Raw genomic sequence first — 21,019 nt, forward strand, 5'->3', positions numbered from 1 at the left:
GGTTATTCAGCTTTTTTAAATTTAGAAAAGATCATTGTCAAAACGAACGGTACGACCAGCGCAATTCCCATTCCAATGAAGAAAGCTCCCCAGTTTTCCGCAAAAATGGAGAAGAATGCCGGCAATCCGCCTACACCGATCGATGGTGCTTTAACGCCATTGATGGTGATAAAAATTCCGGCGATCGCAGAACCAATAATTGCTGCGAAGAACGGATATTTAAAGCGAAGGTTAACCCCGAACATTGCTGGTTCCGTTACACCCAAGTATGCTGAAATGGATGAAGTCAGTGCAAGACCCTTTAACTTTTCGTTTCCTTTGCTTAACAGCATCATTGCCAAAGCAGCTGATCCCTGTGCGATATTGGACAGGGCAACCATTGGCCATAAAAATGTACCGCCGATACTGCCAATTAACTGCAAGTCGACCGCAAGGAATGTATGGTGCATCCCAGTGATAACAAGCGGTGCGTATAATCCGCCGTATATAAGGCCGCCAAGAGCCGGTACGGCATCAAAGATTCCGACAACACCATTCGTAATCCAGCTTCCGATTGTAAAAGTAATTGGTCCAATAGCAATGAATGATAGGAAACCTGTAACCAATAAAGCGATTGGAGCAACAGTCAATAGCTGAAATCCATCCGGAATTCTTTTTCGTAAAAACACTTCAATCTTAGCGAGGACATATGAAGCAAATAACACTGGCAACACTTGGCCCTGATAGCCTACCTTTTCTACTTCAAGTCCAAATAGATTCCATTTTGGAATTTCTTCTGCTGCACCATAGCCCCATGCGTTTAAAAGATCCGGGTGGACAAGCATTAAACCTAATACCATACCTAAAAGCGGGCTTCCGCCAAATCGATTTACCGCACTCCAGCCAATCAAACCTGGCAGGAATACGAAAGCAGTATTGGCAATCAAATTAATGATGCTCGCCAAATCAGCCCAGTTCGTATAAACCTCAACAAACGATTCATCATCAAAGAAAATATCGGGCGCTGTCATAATATTGTTAATACCCATTAACAAACCTGCTGTTACGATAGCAGGCAAAATTGGGATAAAGATATCCGCCAGCGTTTTAATTCCGCGCTGCAATGGATTCAGGTTCTCGGCAGCTGCACTTTTTGTTTCTTCTTTTGAAGATTCCCCAATACCTGTTGCTTCTGTCATTTCTTTATAAACTTTATCAACAAGCCCCTGTCCTATAACAACCTGGAATTGTCCGTTGGAGGAAAATGAGCCTTTTACAACATCTATATTTTCCAGCTTTTCCTTATCAACTTTTCCTTCATCTTTTAACGCAAACCGTAACCGTGTAACACAATGAGTGGCAGCTGCGATATTCTCTTTGCCGCCAATTGCTTCTACTATTTCCTCAGCTGACTGTTTATTTGCACTCATTCTTCTCTCTCCTCCTGTTACCGTTTTCATTCTTTTGAAAAAACAGCTGTAAAGTTCTTCTATATTGTTCTCGAGCTTTACATATCTATCCATTTCTCTTGGATAATGCAAGTCGTTAACCTGTCTATTGAAAATCAACTTGTATATACATGAACTGTTTACGCTTTCATTCTATCTTGTATATACATGTTCGTCAACTTTTTTTTCTTTGCTGTTACCTTTCATCTGCTATATACCCATCCAGATCTAGAAAAACTCTTTAAAATAAGGCTTTGTTAAATCTCTGTGTGGATATGGGCACCTGTTTATTGGAGCGGAATGCGTGAGACTCCAGCAGGAGAAGGGAGTCAAAGGGAGACCGCGCCGACTTAATGCTTGAGAAGGCTCCCGGACCGCCCGCGGAAAGCGAACGCCAGGAGCGGAAATCAACAGCCAAGTTTAACAGAGCCTAAATAAAAAAAGCCGGCTTGCAGACCTAAATTGGTCAGCAAAGCCGGCTTTCAATCTTATTTAAGCTGCTCTTTCTTTTTATCATCGTCATCATCATTTGTTAATTCACGAGTAGATTTTTTAAATTCCTTTAAGGTCTCTCCGAAAGCTTTCCCTATTTCAGGCAGCTTCTTTGGCCCAAAGATAATAAGAGCCAGGACCAATATGAGGATTAAACCAGGAATACCAATATTTGTTAACATTCTATACACTCCTTATATATCGAATCACAAGAGGAATATTCGAAAAAAGACAATAGCCAAAATCAATGTTCACTGTCCATTATAGTAGAAAGAATGAAAAAAGCATAGCTGGAGTTTAACTTTTAGTTTCAGAAAACTCTATCAAGCTCTTCTAGCACCTCGCCAATCTTACGGTTATGGATAACTTCATCCGCATAAATATCAAAATCCGTAGGCTCCATATTAACGATTACAAGCTTTGCACCAATTTGTTTGGCTATTAGCGGGAACTGGTTGGCCGGGGTAACCGTCAAGGATGAACCAAGCACAATAAAGAGTTCAGCCTTCTCTGATTCTTCTGCAGCAAAATCCAGTGCCTGATCTGGAAGCATTTCGCCAAATAGGACGATTGAAGGGCGAAGTACACCCCCGCAAGTACACTCATAATGATCATGCAAATATTCCTCGCTCGGATATTCTTTTTTGCATACCTGGCAATGCAGTGTTTGCAGGTTGCCGTGCAGCTCTGCAATATTGCGGCTGCCGGCCAGCCCATGGAATCCATCTACATTCTGGGTAATGATACTTTGAAGAATGCCCCTTTTTTCCCAATTTGCGAGAATATAGTGCCCTTTATGAGGCTTACATTCTTTTAAGCCTGTGACCCTGTGCCGGTAAAATTCAATAAACTCATTTACATTATAATTTAAAGCTTCTGTACTGGCTATTTTCCCAGGATCCTTCTTATTCCACATTCCATTACCAGCAGACCTGAAATCAGGCAGCCCGCTCTCCGTAGACATACCTGCTCCAGTTAAAATAACGGTATACTTTGATTCTTTCAGCCATTTTCCAAGCATATATATATCAACTCCGATTTATAGTTTTTTCCACTCAAAGAACGATTTCCATTTCTTTTAAAGGATAAAATGTTTATGTCTTCCTATGTATGCGGTAAATAATAGATTATATCTGTTTACGCCATTTTTCAATATAGGAGTGAGTGCAATGCCAGAGACGGAAACAAAAGATTACCGGGAAGGCTATAAAAGGTTCTCTTCAAGGGCCAAGAGATATGCGGAAGATCCTGAAAAAACAAGTGGATTACTAAGAAAGGCGACAACAAAAGCAAATCAAAATAAATCTTCATTAAGCAATATATGGGGAAAATTCCAGCTTCTGATTGACTTGGTTAAAACCTGGTCAAAAGGAGATTACCGGCATATTTCAAAAAAATCAATCCTCTTTATTATTGCTTCGATTTTATACTTTGTTTCACCTATAGACCTTGTACCTGACTTTTTAGCAGGAATGGGGATCATTGATGATGCAGCTGTTCTTGGATTCGCTGTAAGCCAAATTACAGGGGAGCTAGAAAAATTTAAAATCTGGAAGGAAAGCCGAACTATTGAAATAGAATAAGGGAAAGCATTAGTTCCCTTCTGAACAAACATAAAGCGACGAAACTTACCTTCGAAACGGATATTCAACGTTTTTTTAATAACAGAAAAACCCCCTGCAAAGTGCTGGAGGTTTATTTTGCGAAACGGTGATTTCCAATTTAAGTCGTAACCGTTTTTGTGCGCAGCCTTTTGCTGCACCCGCAGATTTGAGAAATACCGGCCGTTTTGAGAAAATTACCGGCCAAACTGCTTGATTTACCGACCAGGATATTTTAGCACCATTATGATAAAGAGCAGATGGTGAATAACGGCGAATTTGAAGTATATATCGGCCGAACTGATTTGTTTATCGGCCATGCAAAAATAGCAGGCATAAGATGAATTTTCCCATCGCAACCTTTTTTGCTGTCCATTTTTATGCATTTTGTTATAATGATGAAGGAAAGTCATAGAAGCCTGAAATTAGGCCGCTTTATTTAGGTTTTTTTTCGGATTATATTGGCCCAAAATTGAATAGCAAGAAATGTAGGGGAACCGGTATAGGCGGTTGAGACTTCATCCACAAGATGTTGACCCTTAGAACCTGATCTGGCTCATACCAGCGTAGGGAACATATCTTTAAACATAAAAATGTTTGTTTATATGCGCTCTGGTATTTATGCCGGGGCGTTTTTATTTTTTCAGGGCAAGCTATAGTTATCTTTCCGGTTTTTTTAAAAAACACAACATAAAGACTTACAGGAGGTTTAATGATGAAAAAATGGATTGCAGCTGTTTGTTCTGTCATGATGCTCGCAGGCTGTGCCGGAAATGGGCAGGAAGCTAAGCAAGAAGGCGAAAATGCAGACAAGGAAGAACTAAAAAAAGTCACTGTCGTTCTGGACTGGACTCCAAATACCAATCATACAGGCTTATACGCAGCGAAGGACAAAGGCTATTTTGAAGAAGAAGGGCTTAACGTGGAAATTATTATGCCTGGAGAAGCAGGTGCAGACCAGCTGACCGCATCAGGTAAAGCGGATTTCGGCGTCAGCTATCAGGAAAGCATTACGGAAGCCCGGGTACAGGGTGTTCCGCTCGTATCAATCGCTGCTGTTATTCAGCATAATACATCCGGCTTTGCTTCCCCTGCAGATAAAAATATTAAATCACCAAAGGATTTTGAGGGGAAAACCTATGGCGGCTGGGGAGCGCCAGTTGAGAAATCAGTTATCGAGTCCCTGATGAAAACAGAAGATGCCGATGTTGAGAAAGTGTCTTTTGTCAACATGGGGGATGCCGACTTTTTTACAGCGGTTAAAAGAGATATAGACTTTGCATGGATTTATTATGGCTGGACAGGTGTAGAAGCAGAGCTTCGCGGGGAAAAAATTAATATGGTCTATCTGACTGACTACTCGGAAAAACTGGACTATTACACACCTGTATTGGCAACCAATGAGAAAATGATAAAAGATAATCCGGATACCGTAAAAGCTTTTGTCAAAGCGGCATCAAAAGGCTATGAATATGCGATCGAGAACCCTGGCGAAGCAGCTGATATCCTTCTCGAGAACGCTCCAGACCTTGACAGTGACCTGGTTAAAAAGAGCCAGGAATGGCTTTCCCCCCGTTATAAGGACGATGCAGCCAAATGGGGTGAGCAAAAGCTTGAAGTCTGGGAAAACTATGCAGAGTGGATGAATGAAAATGGCCTTTTAGATAAAGAATTAGATGCCGGCAAAGCTTTTACTAATGAGTTCCTGCCGGAATAAGGAGATTTAAAGAAATGGCAAACGCACTTGTAAGCATACAAATCATACCGAAAACAAAAAATGGGGAAAATGTTATCCCATATGTTGACGAAGCCATCAGCGTCATACAGGAAGCCGGGGTTAAATATGAAGTTCATCCCCTGGAAACCACGATGGAAGGCGATCTGGAGCATTTATTGAAAATCATCGCAGATATGAATACCAAAATGATTGAAATAGGAAGCAGGAATGTTATCTCACAGGTAAAGATCCTTTATCAGCCAACTGGAATTGAAATGAATGATTTAACGGAGAAATACCGTCCATGAAAAATGTTCTAATGAAAGGATGGAGACCGGCTGCGGTTCTCCTCCTTTTATTCATTGTGTGGGAGCTGGCAGTCATGCTGGCTGAAATCCCTGCATGGCTGCTGCCGCCGCCGACTGATATTTTTCAGGAAGGGATTGCCGGATGGGGCGGCTTTCACCTTCATCTTCAATCCACTGTCACGCTTTCTTTACTGGGGTTTGCGATTGGTACGGGAATCGGCTTGCTTACAGCCGTATTGCTGCACTTATTGCCTTTTTTAAGGGAGTCGATTTACCCGCTTCTCATCCTATCGCAAAATGTACCCATCATTGTTTTGGCCCCTTTGCTGGTTGTGTGGTTTGGATTTGGCATTCTTCCGAAACTGGTTGTCATCACATTGGTTTGCTTTTTCCCGATTACTGTTGCCGCTTTGGATGGTTTTAGGCAAACACCCCGAGAACTTAAGCACTATATGCTTATGGCAGGAGCAAGCAAGGGACAGCTGTTTTGGAAGTTGGAACTTCCATATTCACTTCCTTCTTTATTTTCCGGCCTGAAAATCTCTGCAACTTACAGTGTAATGGGAGCTGTTATATCTGAGTGGCTAGGCGCAAAGGCAGGTATAGGCGTGTATATGACACTCGCCTCCTCGTCTTTTCGGACGGACCGTGTATTCGTAGCCATCTTTGCCATCATGGTGCTTAGCTTGCTGTTTTTTGGAGCTATTCTATTGGCAGAGCGCTTGCTGGTAAAATGGAAAACACAGGAGAGTGTTAAAAAATGATACAGTTATCCCTCGAGCATTTAACGAAAAGCTTTGATTCAAACCTGGTTTTAAGCAATCTGAGCTTTCATATAAACGAAGGCGAATTTGTCTCGATCCTCGGTCCATCCGGCAGCGGGAAAAGCACTATATTTAACCTGATTGGCGGTTTGCTTCGGCCTGATGATGGCACCATTCAGCTGAGCGGAGAGAAAATCAACGGCAAACGGGGATCTATCAGCTATATGCCTCAAACACCTTCCTTAATGCCATGGAGAACGATTCTCCAGAACGTCCTGCTCGGCCAGGAGCTTAAAGGGAAGGCAGATCCTGAGACAGCCAGGGAAATGCTTCATATAGCAGGACTCACAGACTATGAAAATGCCTATCCACATGAGCTTTCAGGCGGGATGAAACAAAGGGCTGCTTTTATTCGGGCACTCTTAAGCCCGCAGCCAGTCATCCTGCTGGATGAACCTTTTTCTGCTTTGGATGAACTGACCCGCCATGATATGCAAAAATGGCTGCTTGACATATGGAGTGAACATAAGCCGACCATCCTATTTGTAACACATAATATAGAAGAAGCGATATATCTTTCTGACCGTATACTCATTCTCAGCAGCAAGCCCGCTAAAGTGGTTGAAGAATTTAAAGTGCCCTTTTCCCGGCCTAGAGAAGGAGAGCTCCTGCTCGAAGAAAAATTCCTGGCATGCAAAAAAGAAATACATACTGCCTTAAAAAATCAATAGAGGTGAATATTTTGGATAAATTAATTGATGCCCATATTCATCTTGATAAATATAGCGATGAAGAAATAAAAGAAATCTTTAAAGATTCCTCTTTTCAGCTATCAGTCATTACGGTTTCGTATGATTTGGAGTCCAGTAAACGGAATCTTGCGCTCTCTAACGAATACCCTAATATAAAGCCTGCCTATGGTTTTCATCCTGAACAAGATTTGCCAAACGATCAGGAGCTTTCAGAACTCTTTTCCTGGATGGAAGCTCATAAAGATCAGATGACGGCTGTGGGAGAAGTCGGGCTGCCATACTATTTAAGGAGAAAGCAAGCTGACAGTGCCTTTCAGATTGAAGGTTATATAGTTCTTCTCGAAGAATTTATTAAATTGGCTAAAAGATGGGAAAAGCCCATTGCCCTTCACGCTGTATATAATGATGCACCGATTGTATGCAATCTATTGGAAAAGCATTCTGTCCAAAAGGCGCACTTTCATTGGTTTAAGGGTGACCATGCAACTGTCAGAAGGCTAATTTCCAACGGGTATTTCATATCCTTTACTCCAGATATCGTCTATGAAAAGGAAATTCAGGATCTTGTCCGTTATTATCCACTGGATAAGATGATGGCAGAAACTGATGGGCCATGGCCCTTCAAAGGGCCATTCAAAGGCCAGCCTACCCATCCTGCGATGATGAATCATGCTATCAAAAACTTGGCTGATATAAAAAAAAAGCCATTAGAAAGTGTTTATAGACTGCTATACCAAAACACCAGAAGCTTCTATAATATATGATTTTATTAAACCGGCTTTTATTAGGAACTTTGAAGCTGCTTATTTTTGGACTAAACGGCCATTTGATACCCAAATGGCCGTTTTAATGTTCTTCATCCATATTTAATAGAGATCTTGCTTAAATCGCACTCTTTGAAACCGCTTCTTTCCCTTAACCGAGTTATTGTTCATTCGGCCTCATTAGCAGCATTTCTTTTTCCACTTGCGTTCTTACTGCCGATCATACTCTTGGCTCTCCAAATATCAGAATAGTCACAATACACTAAATGAATATAATCACTTCGCACCATTCCTAATATTGGAAATTTAGGTTAATCTTATATTGGACGATACTTTTAGGGGGTATGAATTTGAAAAAGTATATTTTCTTGCTATTGACTATTTTACTAGCTTTCTCTGGAAATGTATTTGCACAGCCTAAAAGCGGTGCTGGAGATTTGAGTGAAAAAGAATTCATTAAGGCAGTAAAGAAGGCTGATGAGTATAAGGAATTTAAATCTTACTTCCTAACGGATGCTCCCATGCAGCCAAAGCCTCTTATTGATGAGAGTGGAACCCAGTATGGGTGGGCTGTCCAATATGAAATGGAATATAATTCAAAAGAGTTTTTCCTGAATGAAGATGCAATAGTAAATTTCTCCTCCCTTTTATCCTTTTCATACGACTTCGATGGTAGCGGATTGAAAGCACGCCTTGTTGACTATAGCAGGCTTATAAGCGATCAGGCTTTCTATGTAAAAGACCTGCGGACAGGTGAGGAAAGCAAAATAGATGTTTCCGAAAATAGCAAGTTTCAAGAGTATCTCGCTAAAGTGGAAGTGAAAAAGAAACAGATGCTCGAGGAGGCATCAAAAACCAGAGAGGTCTCTTCTGATGAAATTAGAGCAGCAGGCGAACTCTGCTACTACTGTACAAAATATGAATGGCGCGGCGGTTATTCCTTTGCTCCAGCAGATATGGAATCTGAGGCTGCTGTCTCTTCCCAGGTGGCTGCAAGCGGTTTGAATGCAGATGTTTTTACGGCTGATTGCTATGTTCCACGCCACAAGGTTTGCGTTCAAGGAGAATGGAGGACTTACTGCCCAATACAATAAAAAAGTCGGCTAAGCAGCAGCTTAGCCGATTTTTTTAACCCTTGGTTCCTGATGCTATGTTCGAACCTTCAATAAAGTGCTTTTGGAAGAAAAAGAATAACAGCACTACAGGAAGCAGCACCATAACTGACATGGCCATCAAGTAATGCCATTGTGTCTGTACTGTACCTTTGAAAGTTTGAAGACCGATTTGCAGGGTGTATAAGCTTTCATCATTTAAATACAATAATGGTCCGAGCAGGTCATTCCATGCTCCGTTGAAAGAGAAAATAGCCACTGTTATGAGGGCAGGCTTCGTAAGCGGAAGCATGATATGCCACCAGATTTGAAGATGGTTTGCACCATCGAGTACAGCCGCTTCAATCAGTTCATTTGGAATAGTCATCATAAATTGGCGCAATAAGAAAATGAAAAAAGCGCTTCCCAAAAAGGCAGGTACGATTAGGGGCAAATACGTATTTACCCAGCCAAGCTTGGAAAATAAGATATACTGCGGAACCATCGTTACAAAACCGGGAATCAGCATCGTTGACAATACAACCATAAATAACGAATTTCTTCCTTTAAAACGGATTTTTGCAAACGCATAAGCAACTAATGAGTTAACAAGCACACTGCCAACCATTCCGAAAAAAGCAATAAAGAAAGTATTCATTGCCCAGCGTGTAAACGGAGCTGTCTTCCAGGCTTCCACATAATTAGAGAAATGAAATTCACTTGGTATAAAAGCAGGCGGATACTGGGCAATCTCGGCGGGAGATTTTAAGGATGTTGAAATCATCCACCATAGCGGCGATAGGATCAGAACACTTCCTGCTAATAATACGGTGAAAACAATAGTCTGCTTGACTTTCTCTTTAAACTTTTTCGTTTCATAAAACTTTGGTGCGGAAGCCGTTTTCATTTATTGTCTCCCCCCTCATAATGTACCCATTTTTTGCCCAGCTTCATATTGATTACGGTCAGAATCATGACTACTATAAAGAGAAGCCATGCCATCGCGGATGCATATCCCATGTCAAATACTTCAAATGCATTATTCCACATATGAAGATTATAAAATAATAATGAGTTCCCTGGTCCACCGCTTCCGTTTTCCGTCATAACGTAAGCTTCCTGAAAGATTTGGAACGAACCAATCGTACTTGTCAGCACATCAAAAAAGATGATTGGTGAAATCATTGGCAGTGTAATATAAAAGAATTTTTGCATGGCACCTGCCCCATCAAGTTCGGCAGCTTCATACATGGAGGAAGACACTCCCTGTAAACTTGCAAGGTAGAGTAGCATCCCTCCTCCAACACTCCACATTTTCATCAGGAGCAATGCAGGCTTCGTCCATTCCGGATCGAACAGCCAGGCTGGACCTTCAATGCCAAACCATCCAAGAAAAGTATTTACAAGTCCTGTCGAAGGGCTTAACAGCTGCATCCACAGAAAATAAACCGCTACACCTGAAAGGATTGCCGGCAAATAATAAAGCGTACGGAAAAATTTCATCCCTTTTATCTTCTGATTTAATAGAACTGACAGGAAGATGGCTCCAGCAGTTGTCAGCGGAACAGAAAATAACACGTAATAAAGAGTATTCCATAAAGAAGTTTTAAAAAGGTCATCAATGGTAAACATTCTTTTAAAATTATCAAGGCCGATAAAATTCATTTTTGAAGTAATATTATAGTCTGTAAAACTTGCAAATAAAGAAAATAAAAGCGGGCCAAGTGTAAGTCCCAAGAAACCAATAATCCACGGACTGATGAATAGATAGCCAAAAATATTCTCCCTTGTTTGGCGGGACAGCCGCTTGCCGGCAGTTTTCTTTTTCTCTTTTTCGCCTGCAATGTCCGTCCCGCGGCGTGCTATCGTTGTATCATAAGATTTCAACCCCATACACCCTCTTTTTGTTGTATTTTAAAGAGAGAAGGACGCTCCCTTCTCTCTTTCCTTTACTTTCTTTTCAGTTTTTCTACATCTTTTTCTGCTTCCTTAAGGGCTTTTTCAGGTGTTGTTTTCCCTAACAGCACATTGTCTATATGCGGATTGATCCGGCTTTGATAATCCGGATACTCAACCGGAACCGGGAACAATTGTGTTTGTTCAAGGTTTTTCACGGCAGCTTCATAAACATATTTATCATCACCTTGAAGCTCTTCCACCGCAGCTTCTGCCGCTTCTATGTTTGCGACGTTATCATAGTTTTCCATTGCCCAGTACTTCTGTGCTTCCGGACCTGTTAAATACTCAATAAATTTCATTGCTTCCTCAGGATGCTTGGCGCCTTTTGGAACTTCAGCCACGAAACCGCCGCCATCGCTCCAGTTGCCTGACCCTTCTTCATAAGCTGGAATCGGAGCAACGCCGAAATTCATATCTTTCCCATAATCACGGATTTGCGTATAGAAAGTACCGACATCGATCCACATCGCTACTTTGCCTGCGATGAACGGATTTGATTGTTCACTGCCAAACTCAGCTTCGAAGGATTGGACGTTTTTTTCACCAAGCCGTTCCTTCCAGCCTAGAAGCCATTCAAGAGCTTCTTTCTTTTCAGGAGTATTGATATATAATTCTCCATCTTTAATAAATCCTTTTCCGCCGTCCGCACTTGTCATCCAGCTTGCAGCACCAATGCTGCCCCAAAGGGGATAAAAGCCTACACGTTCATAGCGGCTGCCGTCTTTAATATCAAGCTTTTCAGCATATTCCTCAAGCTCTGCCCACGTTGCAGGCGGATTTTCAGGATCAAGCCCCGCTTCTTTAAATGCGTCTTTATTATAAAATAGCAATCTCGTATCTGTGTTAAATGGAACAGCGTAAGGCTTGTCCTCATACATGACTGTTTCCCATAAATGCGGATAGAACTGGTCTTTAAATGAGTCATCCATATAATTGCTTAAATCTTCAACCTGCTCGTTTTCTGCACGTTGTGCCACTGAATTAATGTCATTGATAATAACATCGGCCGGATTTCCTGCAGCAACGGATGCAAGGTTCTTTGTCCAAATATCGCCCCAAGGCAAATAAGTATGCTTAACAAAAACCTCATCCTGGGACTGGTTAAAATCCTCTATAATCTTTTCGATGATAGGCCTTCTTGTTTCTGAACCCCAAAATGTCCAAAAATCGACAACCACCTTGCCGTCTTTTGTTTTTTCGGCCTGTGCACTCTCTTCCCCAGAGCATCCTGCCAAAGTGCCTAAAAGCAGGATTGCAGAAATAATAAAGATAATTCCTTTTTTCATGATACTCCCCCTAAAGTAAATAATTTATCTTCTTTTTAATAGGTCTCTGTTAAGCTTGTCTGCTGATTTCTGCTCCAATCAGCATAGTGCTAAAATCAAGAAATAAGCTTTAACATAGCCTTAATTATAAGAAACTGCCTTAACCTTCGCGCAAAGGAGTAAATCTGGCCAGCAAAAAAATATTTATCAACTATGATAAGAAGTACCCTGGACATTTAGGTTTAAAACACTTTTTTGAAAATTTCCTCGGAAATTGTAAAGATATAGGATTTTGAGTAAAAAAAAGACTCCATTTTGGAGTCAGTTTAAGGAGTCTTTTGAATACTTTTAGATATGGCTTTTAAGTATTCCAGGAAAAGGGCGCTTTCTTCAGAAGAAACTTTGTACACCTCTTCGCTAGCCATTGGGCTGAAAAATACTTCGCCTTGCTCATCCCAGATTTTAAGTTTGATCGGTTCTTTGCCTTTTAACATGATTTGTACATCATAAAGCGGTTCAGATGAGAAAACTACATCTGCAGGCTGTCCAGAATCAATAGCATTTCGGGCTGCTTTTTCCCATTTTTCATCTTGTACGATCGCAGATTTGGCTGAATCATTCCGTTCTGCCGAAAAGGTCTTCTCAGATTCCGATAAAGAAATTGCAGTCTGGGTGATAATACTATTGCCTATTTCAATCATGTCTGCGCCATTGCTGCCGCGGTTCATATGATCCTCAGAATAAATGATGAATGCGAAAAGCACACAGGCAGCCAATGCAGCGGCGGCAGTTAGAAAGCGCGGGAAGATGTTTCTCTCCAGAACCGGTTTCCGTTCTATTTCATTGATAATTTTCCGAAAGCTCTCCTGTTTTTGTTTTTGCGGGCGTGGAATCCGGTTTAATTCATGGAAGGAATTATCGAGTCCGGATGAGTTCTTCATAGATCTCCCCCCTTTTCTCCAGTTCTTTTTTTAACGCGGCGAGTGCTCTTGAAGTGGTGATCTTTACTTTATTCTCATTCCAATTCAAAATTTCTGCCGTTTCCTTAATGGAAAACTCCTTTATTTTTCTTAAAATCAGCACTTCTTGATAGCTTAATTTCAAATGACGGATCGCTTCATATAAGAGACTTACTTTTTCTCCCTTAATAATAATTTCCGTGGGAGTATCTTCATCAGAAGGCAATTGGAATTTCTCAATGGAAAAAAATCTAAACCTGTTTTTCTTTCGCAAATAATCAATGGCAACATTTCTAGATATCCGTACAAGCCATGTAAAGATTTGAGATTCCCCATTAAATTGACTCATATATTTATAGGCTTTAATAAATGTGTCCTGGGTCAAATCTTCTGCAACCTCTTTATCGTTTACGAGAAGAAATATATATCCATAAATTCGATCGCTATATTCGTTGTACATATCTTCAAATGCTTCAGCAGATATTTTCTCCATTCGTGGCGCCCCCTCGCATATTATTAGACGAATCAGATGAAAAAAAGAAACACTATTTCGCTGCTTTTTAAAGAAGAAGCTCTTAGTTTATGTTTTCTCAGACAAAATTGCAGCAGTTGCTGCCCTATTGTATATTTGAATAAAAAGGCAAAAAGTAACCATTTGTCCTATTTCTTAATTTTGATCTGTTATTTCAAATTTGTCTAAATACACAAATAATGATGATTGGCCTGTAACATTCCAAATGTCATCTAAAATGAAAAAACACTGTGAAAGTCACACTGTAAATCTACCTATATTTTGGCATATAAATGGTTTTGCTCCAAAGCAGGAAGGTTGGCTGAACTGCCTGGATAACCCCTCTTTTTATTTATTTTACCATTCGATAAAAATACTGCCTCCCTCCTTTTCCTTATTTTTTCCAAGCATTTTCATCATTTCCTTCTGTTTTTTTTAATGGTCCTTTTCTCCCGGAGAAGGTCTGTTATAGTTGAAACTTTGAGACTGTAATTTTTTTCTGGTGCAGAAATTGAAGTGAAAGCAACCGATGATTACGGCAACGAAACACGAAAGATAGAGTATAGAAATATTTGGATAAACAAGAAAAAGAAACAATAACGGCAGTAAAGGAAAATAATTTTATTGAAAAAAAGCAGACCCGGCTTCATTTGGGTCTGCTTTTTCTTATTGTAATAGTTTTTTCTTTTCTTTTAATAATTCCTTGAACTCTTGATCCAATTCAGCATATTTTCTGTCCTCTGGTGAATGGAGACTCAGCTCTCCCAAAATGGCGGCGATTCGATTATCGATGACCATGATTTGTTGTTTCCTGGCATCTGCATTATTTCCCGATTGAGATTTCTTTGAATTTGCTCGAAATTCCTTTAGCCCCATTTCATACCTGATTATTTTATTTTTTTCAAAGACAAGCAATCCATTGCTTAGCTGTTCCAAAAAATATAAATCATGCGAAATAATGATTAGCGTACCTGTAAAATCTTTAAGCGTTTTCTCAAACTGTTCCCTGCTCGGCAAATCCAAATGATTGGTCGGTTCATCTAAAATGAGGACATCATAGTCTTTCAAAAGCATATCTGTGAGCTTGATTCTTATGCGCTCTCCCATGCTTAGCTGCTCAATCAGCTGCCTTAACTTCGCTCCATTCAATCCCAGATTAGCTAAAAGTGTCCTTGCCCTGAATATGGTTTCCCGATCTGTGAGATTAAGTGCTTCCATCGCATTCTTTTCTAAGGGCAGGTCGCTGACATCCTGGCTTAAATAGGCAATTTTCAAGGAGGCGCTTTTCCAAAGCTCTCCGCCAGATGCAGGTATATCATTTAGCAGCATACGGATAAAAGTGGTCTTGCCTGCCCCATTTCTTCCAAGAATGCCGATTTTTTCACCGTGCTTTATATAAAAATGGCTTTCCTTAAAGAGAACCCTGTCATCAAATATTTTTGAAAGGTCTTTGGCTTCAATAATTCTCTTCCCCCTTTTTCCAGAAGCATCAAACTGAAAATGTACTCTTGCCTCTTCATCCGGTTTTTCGACCTTATTTTTTTCCAGCTCCTGCTGAAGTCTTTTCATTTTTGACTTGACCTGCTGATCCATCTTTTTTGCTTTTACACGGTGATATTCTTTAAAGCCCATTTGCCTATTTTCAGAAGGACTGGCGCCTTTAGTGGATTCCCGATGGGCTTTTTCTGACCATTTTTTCAAATTGGCCATTTGGTTTTCGATCCGCTCGATATCCCTTTGTTGTACGTTATATTGATGGAGCTGAGCTTCATAGTTTTTTTCTTTTTGTTCCCGGTATGAAGTGTAATTTCCAATATAGATCGAAAGATTGCCATTCTGCAGTTCAAAGATTTTCTGAGCTGCCTCATCAAGAAAATGGCGGTCATGGGAAATCATCAGAACAGGCCCACTGAATTTGCTGATTTCGTTAATAAGCCATTCTATCCCCTGTAAATCCAGGTGGTTGGTCGGCTCATCCAAAATTAGCATATCCGGTTTGGAAGACCAAACCTTCGCAAGAGACAGCTTTAGTCTTTCCCCGCCGCTTAACGAACCCAGCCTTTCTTGCTTCCACTCCTGGATATTTGCCAATCCCAGTTTGCTTGCCTGATGAAGTATCTCTTCATCAAGGCTATTGTTAAAGTCCTGAAAATCACTGACATAATAATCCGCTGACTGATGAAGATATCCAATCCTGAACGGCTCCTTCATCCGCTCGATTATCCCTGTATCAGCCTGAATGCTCCCAAATAAAATATTTGCCAAGGTTGTTTTCCCGGTTCCATTCAATCCAACAAGACCGATGCGATCTTGTTGGAAGATATCAAATTGAAGATTGGAAAAAACCATTTTATCCGCAAACGATTTTTGTATCTCTCTAGCCTTAAGAACCGGCATATTTCTATTTTGCTGCTTGGTGCTTAAATGCTTATTTTTACCCATAAAAAAACCTCCCCGATTCCCGAAGAGGATCGTGCACCCATCTTTAGAATGGTACAAAACATAAAAAACCGCGCCTAAATAAACATTAATCCGCCAATAACCATAAATGGCTATCCCTTATAGATACCGATAAAAGGGTGATTAAAAAAGGGCACACTAATCCTATGTTCTCCGGGTAAAGCTTTTTAAAATATAAAAAGATACCAGAAAAAATAAGATTAGAACTTCATGCCCCTAAATCACCCTTTCAAACTTATTTGATTGTAGTATAGAATCCAGTGGCTATTTTTGTCAATAGACTTTTTGCAGATTGGGCCTCTGTGACCTCCAGCTGCCAGCTTGAATTAATCAATACGGATATGTTTGTTGGTCAGTTCTTTAAGCATATTTAAGATCGTTGTGCGGTCTTCCTGATTGAAACCGCTCACCCATTCAGAGACAAGCTTATACTCCTTTTGATGCATCTCCCGCTGGAGTCCGCCTTCCAATATAGAATAAATCTCTCGCATCGTATTTTCCCTATCCTGTGTTTTAAATTCAGCCATTTCAGCCAACCTCCCATTTGAATTTGATGTTATTCATTTCCCCAATTGGGGTGATTGGAAACACAGATGAATAGTTGGCAAGAATTTTTTAGAGGTACTTATACGCGGGGTCTCCCCATTTTGTGCGCAGGTTCATATATACATTTACCTGCAAACTGCTCCGTTCCCCACAGGCTTTCTACTATTATGCACCAGCCCCAAAATATGTAACCCTAAATAAAAGAAAAGCAGGACTCCCCCTGCTTTTCTTTTACTCTATTAAAACTTAAAGCAAGCAGCACCGACGATGATAAGCAAGATGAATAGAACAACGATTAGAGCAAAACCGCCGCCGTATCCAACCCCGCCTACAGGGTAGCCACATCCATATCCGTAGCCGTACATGATAGAATCCCCTCCTTTACTGGGAAGAACTTTCTGCTGTTATTTTTTAGTATCCGTAGCCACCGTAACCCCAAGAAGCACCGATGATGATTAGTAAAATAAACAATACAACTAGAAGGGCGAAACCTCCGCCGTATCCGCATCCGTCTGACATAGTCAATTACCTCCTTTGTTTGATTCAATATATCCTATTCAATTCACCCAATTTGTGCCATAGACGAATACACAGTTTTACCCGACAAAAAAAAGCCTCCCCAGGGAAGGCTTCTAATTTTTTCTTGATATAACAGCATTTTCATCCTATTTATTTAGAAAAAAATAGGCATTTTCATTATTTTCTTTGGCTGTTTTAGTTTCGGTTGTTTAGGGCTGACCCTTGTTTATTATCTTTTAATTCTTCTGTCAGTTGATCAAGGCTTTGGCGGACGTTCCCTTTGCCTGAAAAGTTCTGCAGGAGTTCCTTCACATCTATTCCTGATGAAGCTTTTAGGCTTTCCTGCATGGTGGACATCAGATTGGTGGCATAGCCGGTTACCTTATTGGCACCGCCATTTTTTCCGTCGCTGCCCGTATCAACGACCGTAATTTTATCAATATTAGATAATGGGCTCGCCAGCTGTTTCGCATATTCAGGAAGCATTTTGATGACCATGTCCATAATGGCCGCCTGTCCATACTGTTCGAATGCTTCTGCAATTTTCCGTTTGGCTTCCGCTTCCGCAAGACCTTTGAGGCGGATGATTTCTGCATCAGTTTCACCTTGTGCACGCTGGGAATCTGCTTTTGCCAAACCATCTGCCCTTACCCGTTCAGCTTCAGCACGGGCCTGCGACTCGATCCGATATTGGTTGGCATCTGCTTCTGCAATTTGTTTCTTCTTTTCTGCCTCGGCTGCCTGTTCAACTGCGTATCGGTCTGCATCAGCCTTTTTCTTTACTTCTGAATCATACTGTCTTTCTCTTCTTAAAATTTCTTTTTCTTCAAGCTCAATTTGCTTTTGGCGCTCAATGATGCGGATTTGCATTTCATGCTCAGTTACTTCCTGCTTGGCACGGGCAGTCTCCAGATCATACGCCTGGTCGGCACGAGCTTTGGCGATGTCCTGGTCCCTTCTATAGTCAGCCATTTTCATTTGATTTTCTTTCTCTGCTTCTGCTATTTCAGTTGCTCTTTCAAGCTCGGCCTTTTTGGCATCTTTATCCGCTTCAGCCCGTTTAATCCGGGTTTCTTTTTCTGCTTCTGCAGTTGCAATATCGGCATCCCGTTTTACCTGGGCAATTCTTGGCCTTCCAAGTGAATCCAGGTAGCCATTTTTATCGCGAACATCCTTAATAGTAAAAGAAACGATAATCAGACCCATTTTGGCCAAATCCTGTGAAGCAACCCTCTGGACCTCCTGGGAAAATTTATCGCGATTTTTGTATATTTCTTCTACTGTCATAGAACCAAGAATAGATCTTAAATGGCCTTCGAGGACTTCCTTTGCTTCATTCTCACGGTCTTCTTTTGACTTGCCGAGGAATTGTTCGGCGGCAGTGGCAATTTCTCCGATGCTTCCGCCTATTTTTATAATCGCAGTACCGTCAGCCATGACCGGAACCCCCTGCTCGGTATATACTTCCGGAGTAGTAACCTCCAGTTTGCTTGAAAGCAGACTTAATGGCTCTGCCTGCTGGAATACAGGCAGGACAAAGGCTCCTCCTCCTCTGATTATTTTTATTTTGTTACCTGATTCATCAATATGGACATTTTTGCTGCCCAAGTAGCTGCCCGTTACGATTAAAGCTTCATCCGGTCCAGCTGTCCGGTACTTTGTAATAAAAACACCCAACAATGCTATCAATAAAAAAGCTGCAATACCGACTACGATCCACACCATTAGCATTTTGTTTCCCCCTATTTATAATTGTTCATGTCCATAACTTGAATGACTCCATTATTCACATCGACAATCAGCACTTTTTTTCCTTCTGCAATGAAAGTATTTTCATAGCTTTCAGCCGGCTTCGATATCCTTCCGCTAATATTCTCAATCATCACTTCGCCAAAACCGTCTTGTGGTATGGGAATTAAAACAATCCCTATCCTTCCCCTTAATGATTCCTCCGTATAGACAAGGGATTCTTCAGCAGAAGACAAAGGAACCAGGACGAAAACATTAAGCAGTGTGTCCAAAATCAAAGCAACCGCGATTCCTATTAAAAGAATAACCAGGCTATTAAGGGGAGTCTGCAATTCCAAAATATAACCTGCAGCTGAAGTAAAAGTGATAAAAGCTAGGACCAGCACCGGATTTAAAAAGCTTGCTGCATCACCAAGCCCCTCTGCCAAATCGCCAAAAAAGATATACAAAATAATTAAAATTCCTGAAAAAATAAGTGTGTAGAGATAAATTGTTTGAATAGGCAATCCGAATAATTCCATAGGCAAGCATCCTTATCCATATGTTTTTTTGCTGGCAAACCGCCACTATACGCTATTTCTCTGCCTGTCTTTAAAGATGTTATCCCCCTTTTCCTGTTAATCCTATTACTGGAATAATTTATATACGGGCGATAGCCTAAAAATGTTTCGTTTTCCGCAAATAATTTCCAAATTTGAAAGCTAGTTTCAAAGTATCTTAAATAGCTTGTCTATCTTTCAGCCCATTTTTGTCATTTTCAAGCCTCCTTCTGCATACCTTATTCAGGGAGAAAAAACCATTTTTTTAGGATTAAGTGCCGAGAAATGGTGGAATAGAGAAATATACTTAGTTAGCGGAGGGATAGGAAATATGACAAGGACTGAACTACACTTGGAAAAACCAAAAAGCAAATTTATGCTGGTGTCAATTATCCTATTGGGCAGTTTAATCGCACTCTTTACAGCACTTTATTTTTATTCTCAAAGTCTTATAACCATTGAAGCGCCAAAGAAAGATCTTGGACAGAAAATCGTCATTCAGCTTCCTTCTGGAAAAAGCGTATTTACATATGAAAATCTGGTTGTAAAAGAAGAAGGAAAGCTTTTTTACAAAGGGGAAAGAAATACACTGGATTTGACGGGCGGAATTATCGTATATGAGGAATGGGAATAAATTCTCTTATTAAAAAAGCTCTGTCCCTTATATGGGACAGAGCTTTTTATACATTTTAATAGTAATATCCACCATAAGGATAGTAATACGGATACGGCGGATAGTAATACGGATATGGTGGATAGAAAAATGGGGTAGCCAAAGCACCAAGGGCTAACCCTCCTAACAACCCTCCAAAGAATGGTCCTCCAAAACCGAAACCAAATGGCCTGCCAAAACCGAATGGTCTACCAAAACCAAATGGCCTGCCAAAACCGAATGGCCTAATTCTTTGGTCGGTATGACCAAATTCTGATGGCATATTATTCATTTATTTTCCTCCTCATTTAATAGCTAATAGGAATACCTACTAAATCATATGCATTTTTAAAAAATGGGAATGGGTTTTTGTCCCGATTAAATAAAAAAGGAAGAAAGGATCTCCCTTCTTCCCATTTGGTTCATTAAATATGAACTCCTAAAGCAAGCTGCGCGTACCGGGACATTCTTTCTTTCGTCCAAGGCGGACTCCAAACAATATCCACATTAACAGTCTTGATTTCTTCTACATTTTCCAGGATACTTGCTTTTACCCCTGCCATGATTTGCCCAGCCAGCGGACAGCCCATGGAAGTCATCGTCATAACAATCTGCGCTTTATCTTCCTCAATGTTTACTTCATAGATCAAACCCAGGTTAACAATATCTATTCCAAGCTCAGGGTCGATGACCTCTTCCAATGCTTCGAAAACCTTATCTTTAAGCTGAGAGCTCATACTTTAATACCTCCATTTGTATTATTAATGAGATTTATTCTCATTATAGGAACTACAGAGGCGTTTCGTAGTGAGAGGCATCACACTGCTGGCGGAAAAGCTGCTTTTTCGCCTTTTTTGTGAGATTTTTTTTATTTTGCATTTCTAAGATACTTACGCATCATTTTGAGGTCCATTTCACCATTCTATTAAACTAATTTACAGTTT

Annotated in this window: 24 protein-coding genes and 1 riboswitch; of the genes, 8 read left to right on the forward strand and 16 right to left on the reverse strand. The window is 40.6% G+C overall.

Going from position 1 to position 21,019, the window contains the following annotated elements:
* Positions 1-2 precede the first annotated feature (2 nt).
* The 3 genes from treP to IQ19_RS14875 form a co-directional block, all read right to left on the reverse strand.
* On the reverse strand, positions 3-1,409 hold the full coding sequence (gene treP, locus IQ19_RS14865; RefSeq protein WP_144543166.1) for a PTS system trehalose-specific EIIBC component: 1,407 nt from the start codon (positions 1,407-1,409) through the stop codon (positions 3-5).
* Positions 1,410-1,915: 506 nt separating this feature from the next.
* The gene (tatA, locus tag IQ19_RS14870; RefSeq protein ID WP_026582264.1) at positions 1,916-2,101 is read right to left on the reverse strand and encodes a twin-arginine translocase TatA/TatE family subunit; all 186 of its coding nucleotides are present in this window, start codon (positions 2,099-2,101) and stop codon (positions 1,916-1,918) included.
* A 128-nt stretch (positions 2,102-2,229) separates the two neighbouring features.
* Entirely contained in the window at positions 2,230-2,940 is a 711-nt protein-coding gene (locus tag IQ19_RS14875) for an NAD-dependent deacylase (RefSeq protein WP_144543167.1), read from the reverse strand.
* 148 nt (positions 2,941-3,088) lie between these two features.
* Between IQ19_RS14875 and IQ19_RS14880 the strand changes: the two genes are divergently transcribed.
* From IQ19_RS14880 to IQ19_RS14910, 7 genes are all read left to right on the forward strand, one after another.
* Positions 3,089-3,502, forward strand: a complete 414-nt coding sequence (locus IQ19_RS14880) for a YkvA family protein (protein ID WP_144543168.1) — start codon at positions 3,089-3,091, stop codon at positions 3,500-3,502.
* A 498-nt stretch (positions 3,503-4,000) separates the two neighbouring features.
* Positions 4,001-4,110: riboswitch (TPP riboswitch) on the forward strand.
* Positions 4,111-4,235: 125 nt separating this feature from the next.
* Positions 4,236-5,237, forward strand: a complete 1,002-nt coding sequence (locus IQ19_RS14885; RefSeq protein WP_144543258.1) for an ABC transporter substrate-binding protein — start codon at positions 4,236-4,238, stop codon at positions 5,235-5,237.
* Between the two features lie 14 nt (positions 5,238-5,251).
* The gene (locus tag IQ19_RS14890; RefSeq protein WP_144543169.1) at positions 5,252-5,545 is read left to right on the forward strand and encodes a thiamine-binding protein; all 294 of its coding nucleotides are present in this window, start codon (positions 5,252-5,254) and stop codon (positions 5,543-5,545) included.
* Complete coding sequence (locus IQ19_RS14895) at positions 5,542-6,309, forward strand: ABC transporter permease (protein WP_144543170.1); 768 nt, start codon at positions 5,542-5,544, stop codon at positions 6,307-6,309. Before IQ19_RS14890 ends, IQ19_RS14895 begins: the two co-directional genes overlap by 4 nt.
* Positions 6,306-7,040, forward strand: a complete 735-nt coding sequence (locus IQ19_RS14900; RefSeq protein WP_144543171.1) for an ABC transporter ATP-binding protein — start codon at positions 6,306-6,308, stop codon at positions 7,038-7,040. Before IQ19_RS14895 ends, IQ19_RS14900 begins: the two co-directional genes overlap by 4 nt.
* Positions 7,041-7,051: 11 nt before the next feature.
* Complete coding sequence (locus IQ19_RS14905; RefSeq protein WP_144543172.1) at positions 7,052-7,825, forward strand: TatD family hydrolase; 774 nt, start codon at positions 7,052-7,054, stop codon at positions 7,823-7,825.
* 344 nt (positions 7,826-8,169) lie between these two features.
* Positions 8,170-8,919, forward strand: coding sequence for a hypothetical protein (locus IQ19_RS14910; protein WP_242021012.1), 750 nt, complete (start codon positions 8,170-8,172; stop codon positions 8,917-8,919).
* Between the two features lie 34 nt (positions 8,920-8,953).
* Here the strand turns inward: IQ19_RS14910 and IQ19_RS14915 are convergent, their stop codons facing one another.
* The 11 genes from IQ19_RS14915 to IQ19_RS14965 form a co-directional block, all read right to left on the reverse strand.
* Positions 8,954-9,823 carry a carbohydrate ABC transporter permease gene (locus IQ19_RS14915; RefSeq protein WP_144543174.1) on the reverse strand — a complete coding sequence of 290 codons (870 nt, stop codon included), beginning with the start codon at positions 9,821-9,823 and terminating at the stop codon, positions 8,954-8,956.
* Positions 9,820-10,803 carry a carbohydrate ABC transporter permease gene (locus tag IQ19_RS14920; protein ID WP_144543175.1) on the reverse strand — a complete coding sequence of 328 codons (984 nt, stop codon included), beginning with the start codon at positions 10,801-10,803 and terminating at the stop codon, positions 9,820-9,822. Before IQ19_RS14920 ends, IQ19_RS14915 begins: the two co-directional genes overlap by 4 nt.
* Positions 10,804-10,865: 62 nt before the next feature.
* Positions 10,866-12,161 carry an ABC transporter substrate-binding protein gene (locus tag IQ19_RS14925; RefSeq protein ID WP_144543176.1) on the reverse strand — a complete coding sequence of 432 codons (1,296 nt, stop codon included), beginning with the start codon at positions 12,159-12,161 and terminating at the stop codon, positions 10,866-10,868.
* Between the two features lie 305 nt (positions 12,162-12,466).
* On the reverse strand, positions 12,467-13,081 hold the full coding sequence (locus IQ19_RS14930; protein ID WP_144543177.1) for a hypothetical protein: 615 nt from the start codon (positions 13,079-13,081) through the stop codon (positions 12,467-12,469).
* Entirely contained in the window at positions 13,056-13,592 is a 537-nt protein-coding gene (locus IQ19_RS14935; protein WP_144543178.1) for an RNA polymerase sigma factor, read from the reverse strand. Before IQ19_RS14935 ends, IQ19_RS14930 begins: the two co-directional genes overlap by 26 nt.
* A 684-nt stretch (positions 13,593-14,276) precedes the next feature.
* Positions 14,277-16,052: a ribosomal protection-like ABC-F family protein gene (gene abc-f, locus IQ19_RS14940; RefSeq protein WP_144543179.1), complete on the reverse strand. Its 1,776-nt coding sequence runs from the start codon at positions 16,050-16,052 to the stop codon at positions 14,277-14,279.
* A 344-nt stretch (positions 16,053-16,396) separates the two neighbouring features.
* The gene (locus IQ19_RS14945) at positions 16,397-16,597 is read right to left on the reverse strand and encodes a hypothetical protein (RefSeq protein WP_144543180.1); all 201 of its coding nucleotides are present in this window, start codon (positions 16,595-16,597) and stop codon (positions 16,397-16,399) included.
* A 258-nt stretch (positions 16,598-16,855) separates the two neighbouring features.
* A complete protein-coding gene (locus tag IQ19_RS14950) occupies positions 16,856-16,981 on the reverse strand; it encodes a YjcZ family sporulation protein (RefSeq protein WP_144543181.1) in 126 nt (41 codons plus the stop codon).
* A 46-nt stretch (positions 16,982-17,027) separates the two neighbouring features.
* Positions 17,028-17,135, reverse strand: a complete 108-nt coding sequence (locus tag IQ19_RS14955) for a YjcZ family sporulation protein (RefSeq protein ID WP_110067459.1) — start codon at positions 17,133-17,135, stop codon at positions 17,028-17,030.
* A gap of 195 nt (positions 17,136-17,330) precedes the next feature.
* On the reverse strand, positions 17,331-18,866 hold the full coding sequence (locus IQ19_RS14960; protein WP_144543182.1) for a flotillin family protein: 1,536 nt from the start codon (positions 18,864-18,866) through the stop codon (positions 17,331-17,333).
* A gap of 11 nt (positions 18,867-18,877) precedes the next feature.
* Positions 18,878-19,405 (reverse strand): NfeD family protein, encoded by a 528-nt coding sequence (locus IQ19_RS14965; protein ID WP_144543183.1) that lies wholly within the window; start codon positions 19,403-19,405, stop codon positions 18,878-18,880.
* A gap of 349 nt (positions 19,406-19,754) precedes the next feature.
* Here IQ19_RS14965 and IQ19_RS14970 point away from each other — a divergent pair, with 349 nt between their 5' ends.
* Positions 19,755-20,057, forward strand: coding sequence for a hypothetical protein (locus IQ19_RS14970; protein WP_144543184.1), 303 nt, complete (start codon positions 19,755-19,757; stop codon positions 20,055-20,057).
* 55 nt (positions 20,058-20,112) lie between these two features.
* On the opposite strand, the gene IQ19_RS14975 is transcribed toward IQ19_RS14970, so the two are convergent.
* Both IQ19_RS14975 and IQ19_RS14980 read right to left on the reverse strand, forming a co-directional pair.
* The gene (locus IQ19_RS14975; RefSeq protein WP_144543185.1) at positions 20,113-20,367 is read right to left on the reverse strand and encodes a hypothetical protein; all 255 of its coding nucleotides are present in this window, start codon (positions 20,365-20,367) and stop codon (positions 20,113-20,115) included.
* A 133-nt stretch (positions 20,368-20,500) separates the two neighbouring features.
* Positions 20,501-20,812: a metal-sulfur cluster assembly factor gene (locus IQ19_RS14980; protein ID WP_144543186.1), complete on the reverse strand. Its 312-nt coding sequence runs from the start codon at positions 20,810-20,812 to the stop codon at positions 20,501-20,503.
* Positions 20,813-21,019: the final 207 nt, after the last annotated feature.

The organism is Cytobacillus oceanisediminis, assembly GCF_007830235.1.
Taxonomy (GTDB): Bacteria; Bacillota; Bacilli; order Bacillales; family Cytobacillaceae; genus Cytobacillus; species Cytobacillus oceanisediminis.

What these genes read in the sequence shown, in the direction of transcription:
- IQ19_RS14975 (WP_144543185.1), bottom strand. Translation starts at nt 20,367, where the DNA reads ATGAATAATATGCCATCAGAATTTGGTCATACCGACCAAAGAATTAGG.
- IQ19_RS14910 (WP_242021012.1), top strand. Translation starts at nt 8,170, where the DNA reads ATGAATTTGAAAAAGTATATTTTCTTGCTATTGACTATTTTACTAGCT.
- IQ19_RS14950 (WP_144543181.1), bottom strand. Translation starts at nt 16,981, where the DNA reads ATGTACGGCTACGGATATGGATGTGGCTACCCTGTAGGCGGGGTTGGA.
- IQ19_RS14890 (WP_144543169.1), top strand. Translation starts at nt 5,252, where the DNA reads ATGGCAAACGCACTTGTAAGCATACAAATCATACCGAAAACAAAAAAT.
- IQ19_RS14915 (WP_144543174.1), bottom strand. Translation starts at nt 9,823, where the DNA reads ATGAAAACGGCTTCCGCACCAAAGTTTTATGAAACGAAAAAGTTTAAA.
- IQ19_RS14980 (WP_144543186.1), bottom strand. Translation starts at nt 20,812, where the DNA reads ATGAGCTCTCAGCTTAAAGATAAGGTTTTCGAAGCATTGGAAGAGGTC.
- IQ19_RS14935 (WP_144543178.1), bottom strand. Translation starts at nt 13,592, where the DNA reads ATGGAGAAAATATCTGCTGAAGCATTTGAAGATATGTACAACGAATAT.
- IQ19_RS14960 (WP_144543182.1), bottom strand. Translation starts at nt 18,866, where the DNA reads ATGCTAATGGTGTGGATCGTAGTCGGTATTGCAGCTTTTTTATTGATA.
- IQ19_RS14955 (WP_110067459.1), bottom strand. Translation starts at nt 17,135, where the DNA reads ATGTCAGACGGATGCGGATACGGCGGAGGTTTCGCCCTTCTAGTTGTA.
- IQ19_RS14965 (WP_144543183.1), bottom strand. Translation starts at nt 19,405, where the DNA reads ATGGAATTATTCGGATTGCCTATTCAAACAATTTATCTCTACACACTT.
- IQ19_RS14970 (WP_144543184.1), top strand. Translation starts at nt 19,755, where the DNA reads ATGACAAGGACTGAACTACACTTGGAAAAACCAAAAAGCAAATTTATG.
- IQ19_RS14895 (WP_144543170.1), top strand. Translation starts at nt 5,542, where the DNA reads ATGAAAAATGTTCTAATGAAAGGATGGAGACCGGCTGCGGTTCTCCTC.
- tatA (WP_026582264.1), bottom strand. Translation starts at nt 2,101, where the DNA reads ATGTTAACAAATATTGGTATTCCTGGTTTAATCCTCATATTGGTCCTG.
- IQ19_RS14885 (WP_144543258.1), top strand. Translation starts at nt 4,236, where the DNA reads ATGAAAAAATGGATTGCAGCTGTTTGTTCTGTCATGATGCTCGCAGGC.
- treP (WP_144543166.1), bottom strand. Translation starts at nt 1,409, where the DNA reads ATGAGTGCAAATAAACAGTCAGCTGAGGAAATAGTAGAAGCAATTGGC.
- abc-f (WP_144543179.1), bottom strand. Translation starts at nt 16,052, where the DNA reads ATGGGTAAAAATAAGCATTTAAGCACCAAGCAGCAAAATAGAAATATG.
- IQ19_RS14925 (WP_144543176.1), bottom strand. Translation starts at nt 12,161, where the DNA reads ATGAAAAAAGGAATTATCTTTATTATTTCTGCAATCCTGCTTTTAGGC.
- IQ19_RS14930 (WP_144543177.1), bottom strand. Translation starts at nt 13,081, where the DNA reads ATGAAGAACTCATCCGGACTCGATAATTCCTTCCATGAATTAAACCGG.
- IQ19_RS14875 (WP_144543167.1), bottom strand. Translation starts at nt 2,940, where the DNA reads ATGCTTGGAAAATGGCTGAAAGAATCAAAGTATACCGTTATTTTAACT.
- IQ19_RS14880 (WP_144543168.1), top strand. Translation starts at nt 3,089, where the DNA reads ATGCCAGAGACGGAAACAAAAGATTACCGGGAAGGCTATAAAAGGTTC.
- IQ19_RS14900 (WP_144543171.1), top strand. Translation starts at nt 6,306, where the DNA reads ATGATACAGTTATCCCTCGAGCATTTAACGAAAAGCTTTGATTCAAAC.
- IQ19_RS14945 (WP_144543180.1), bottom strand. Translation starts at nt 16,597, where the DNA reads ATGGCTGAATTTAAAACACAGGATAGGGAAAATACGATGCGAGAGATT.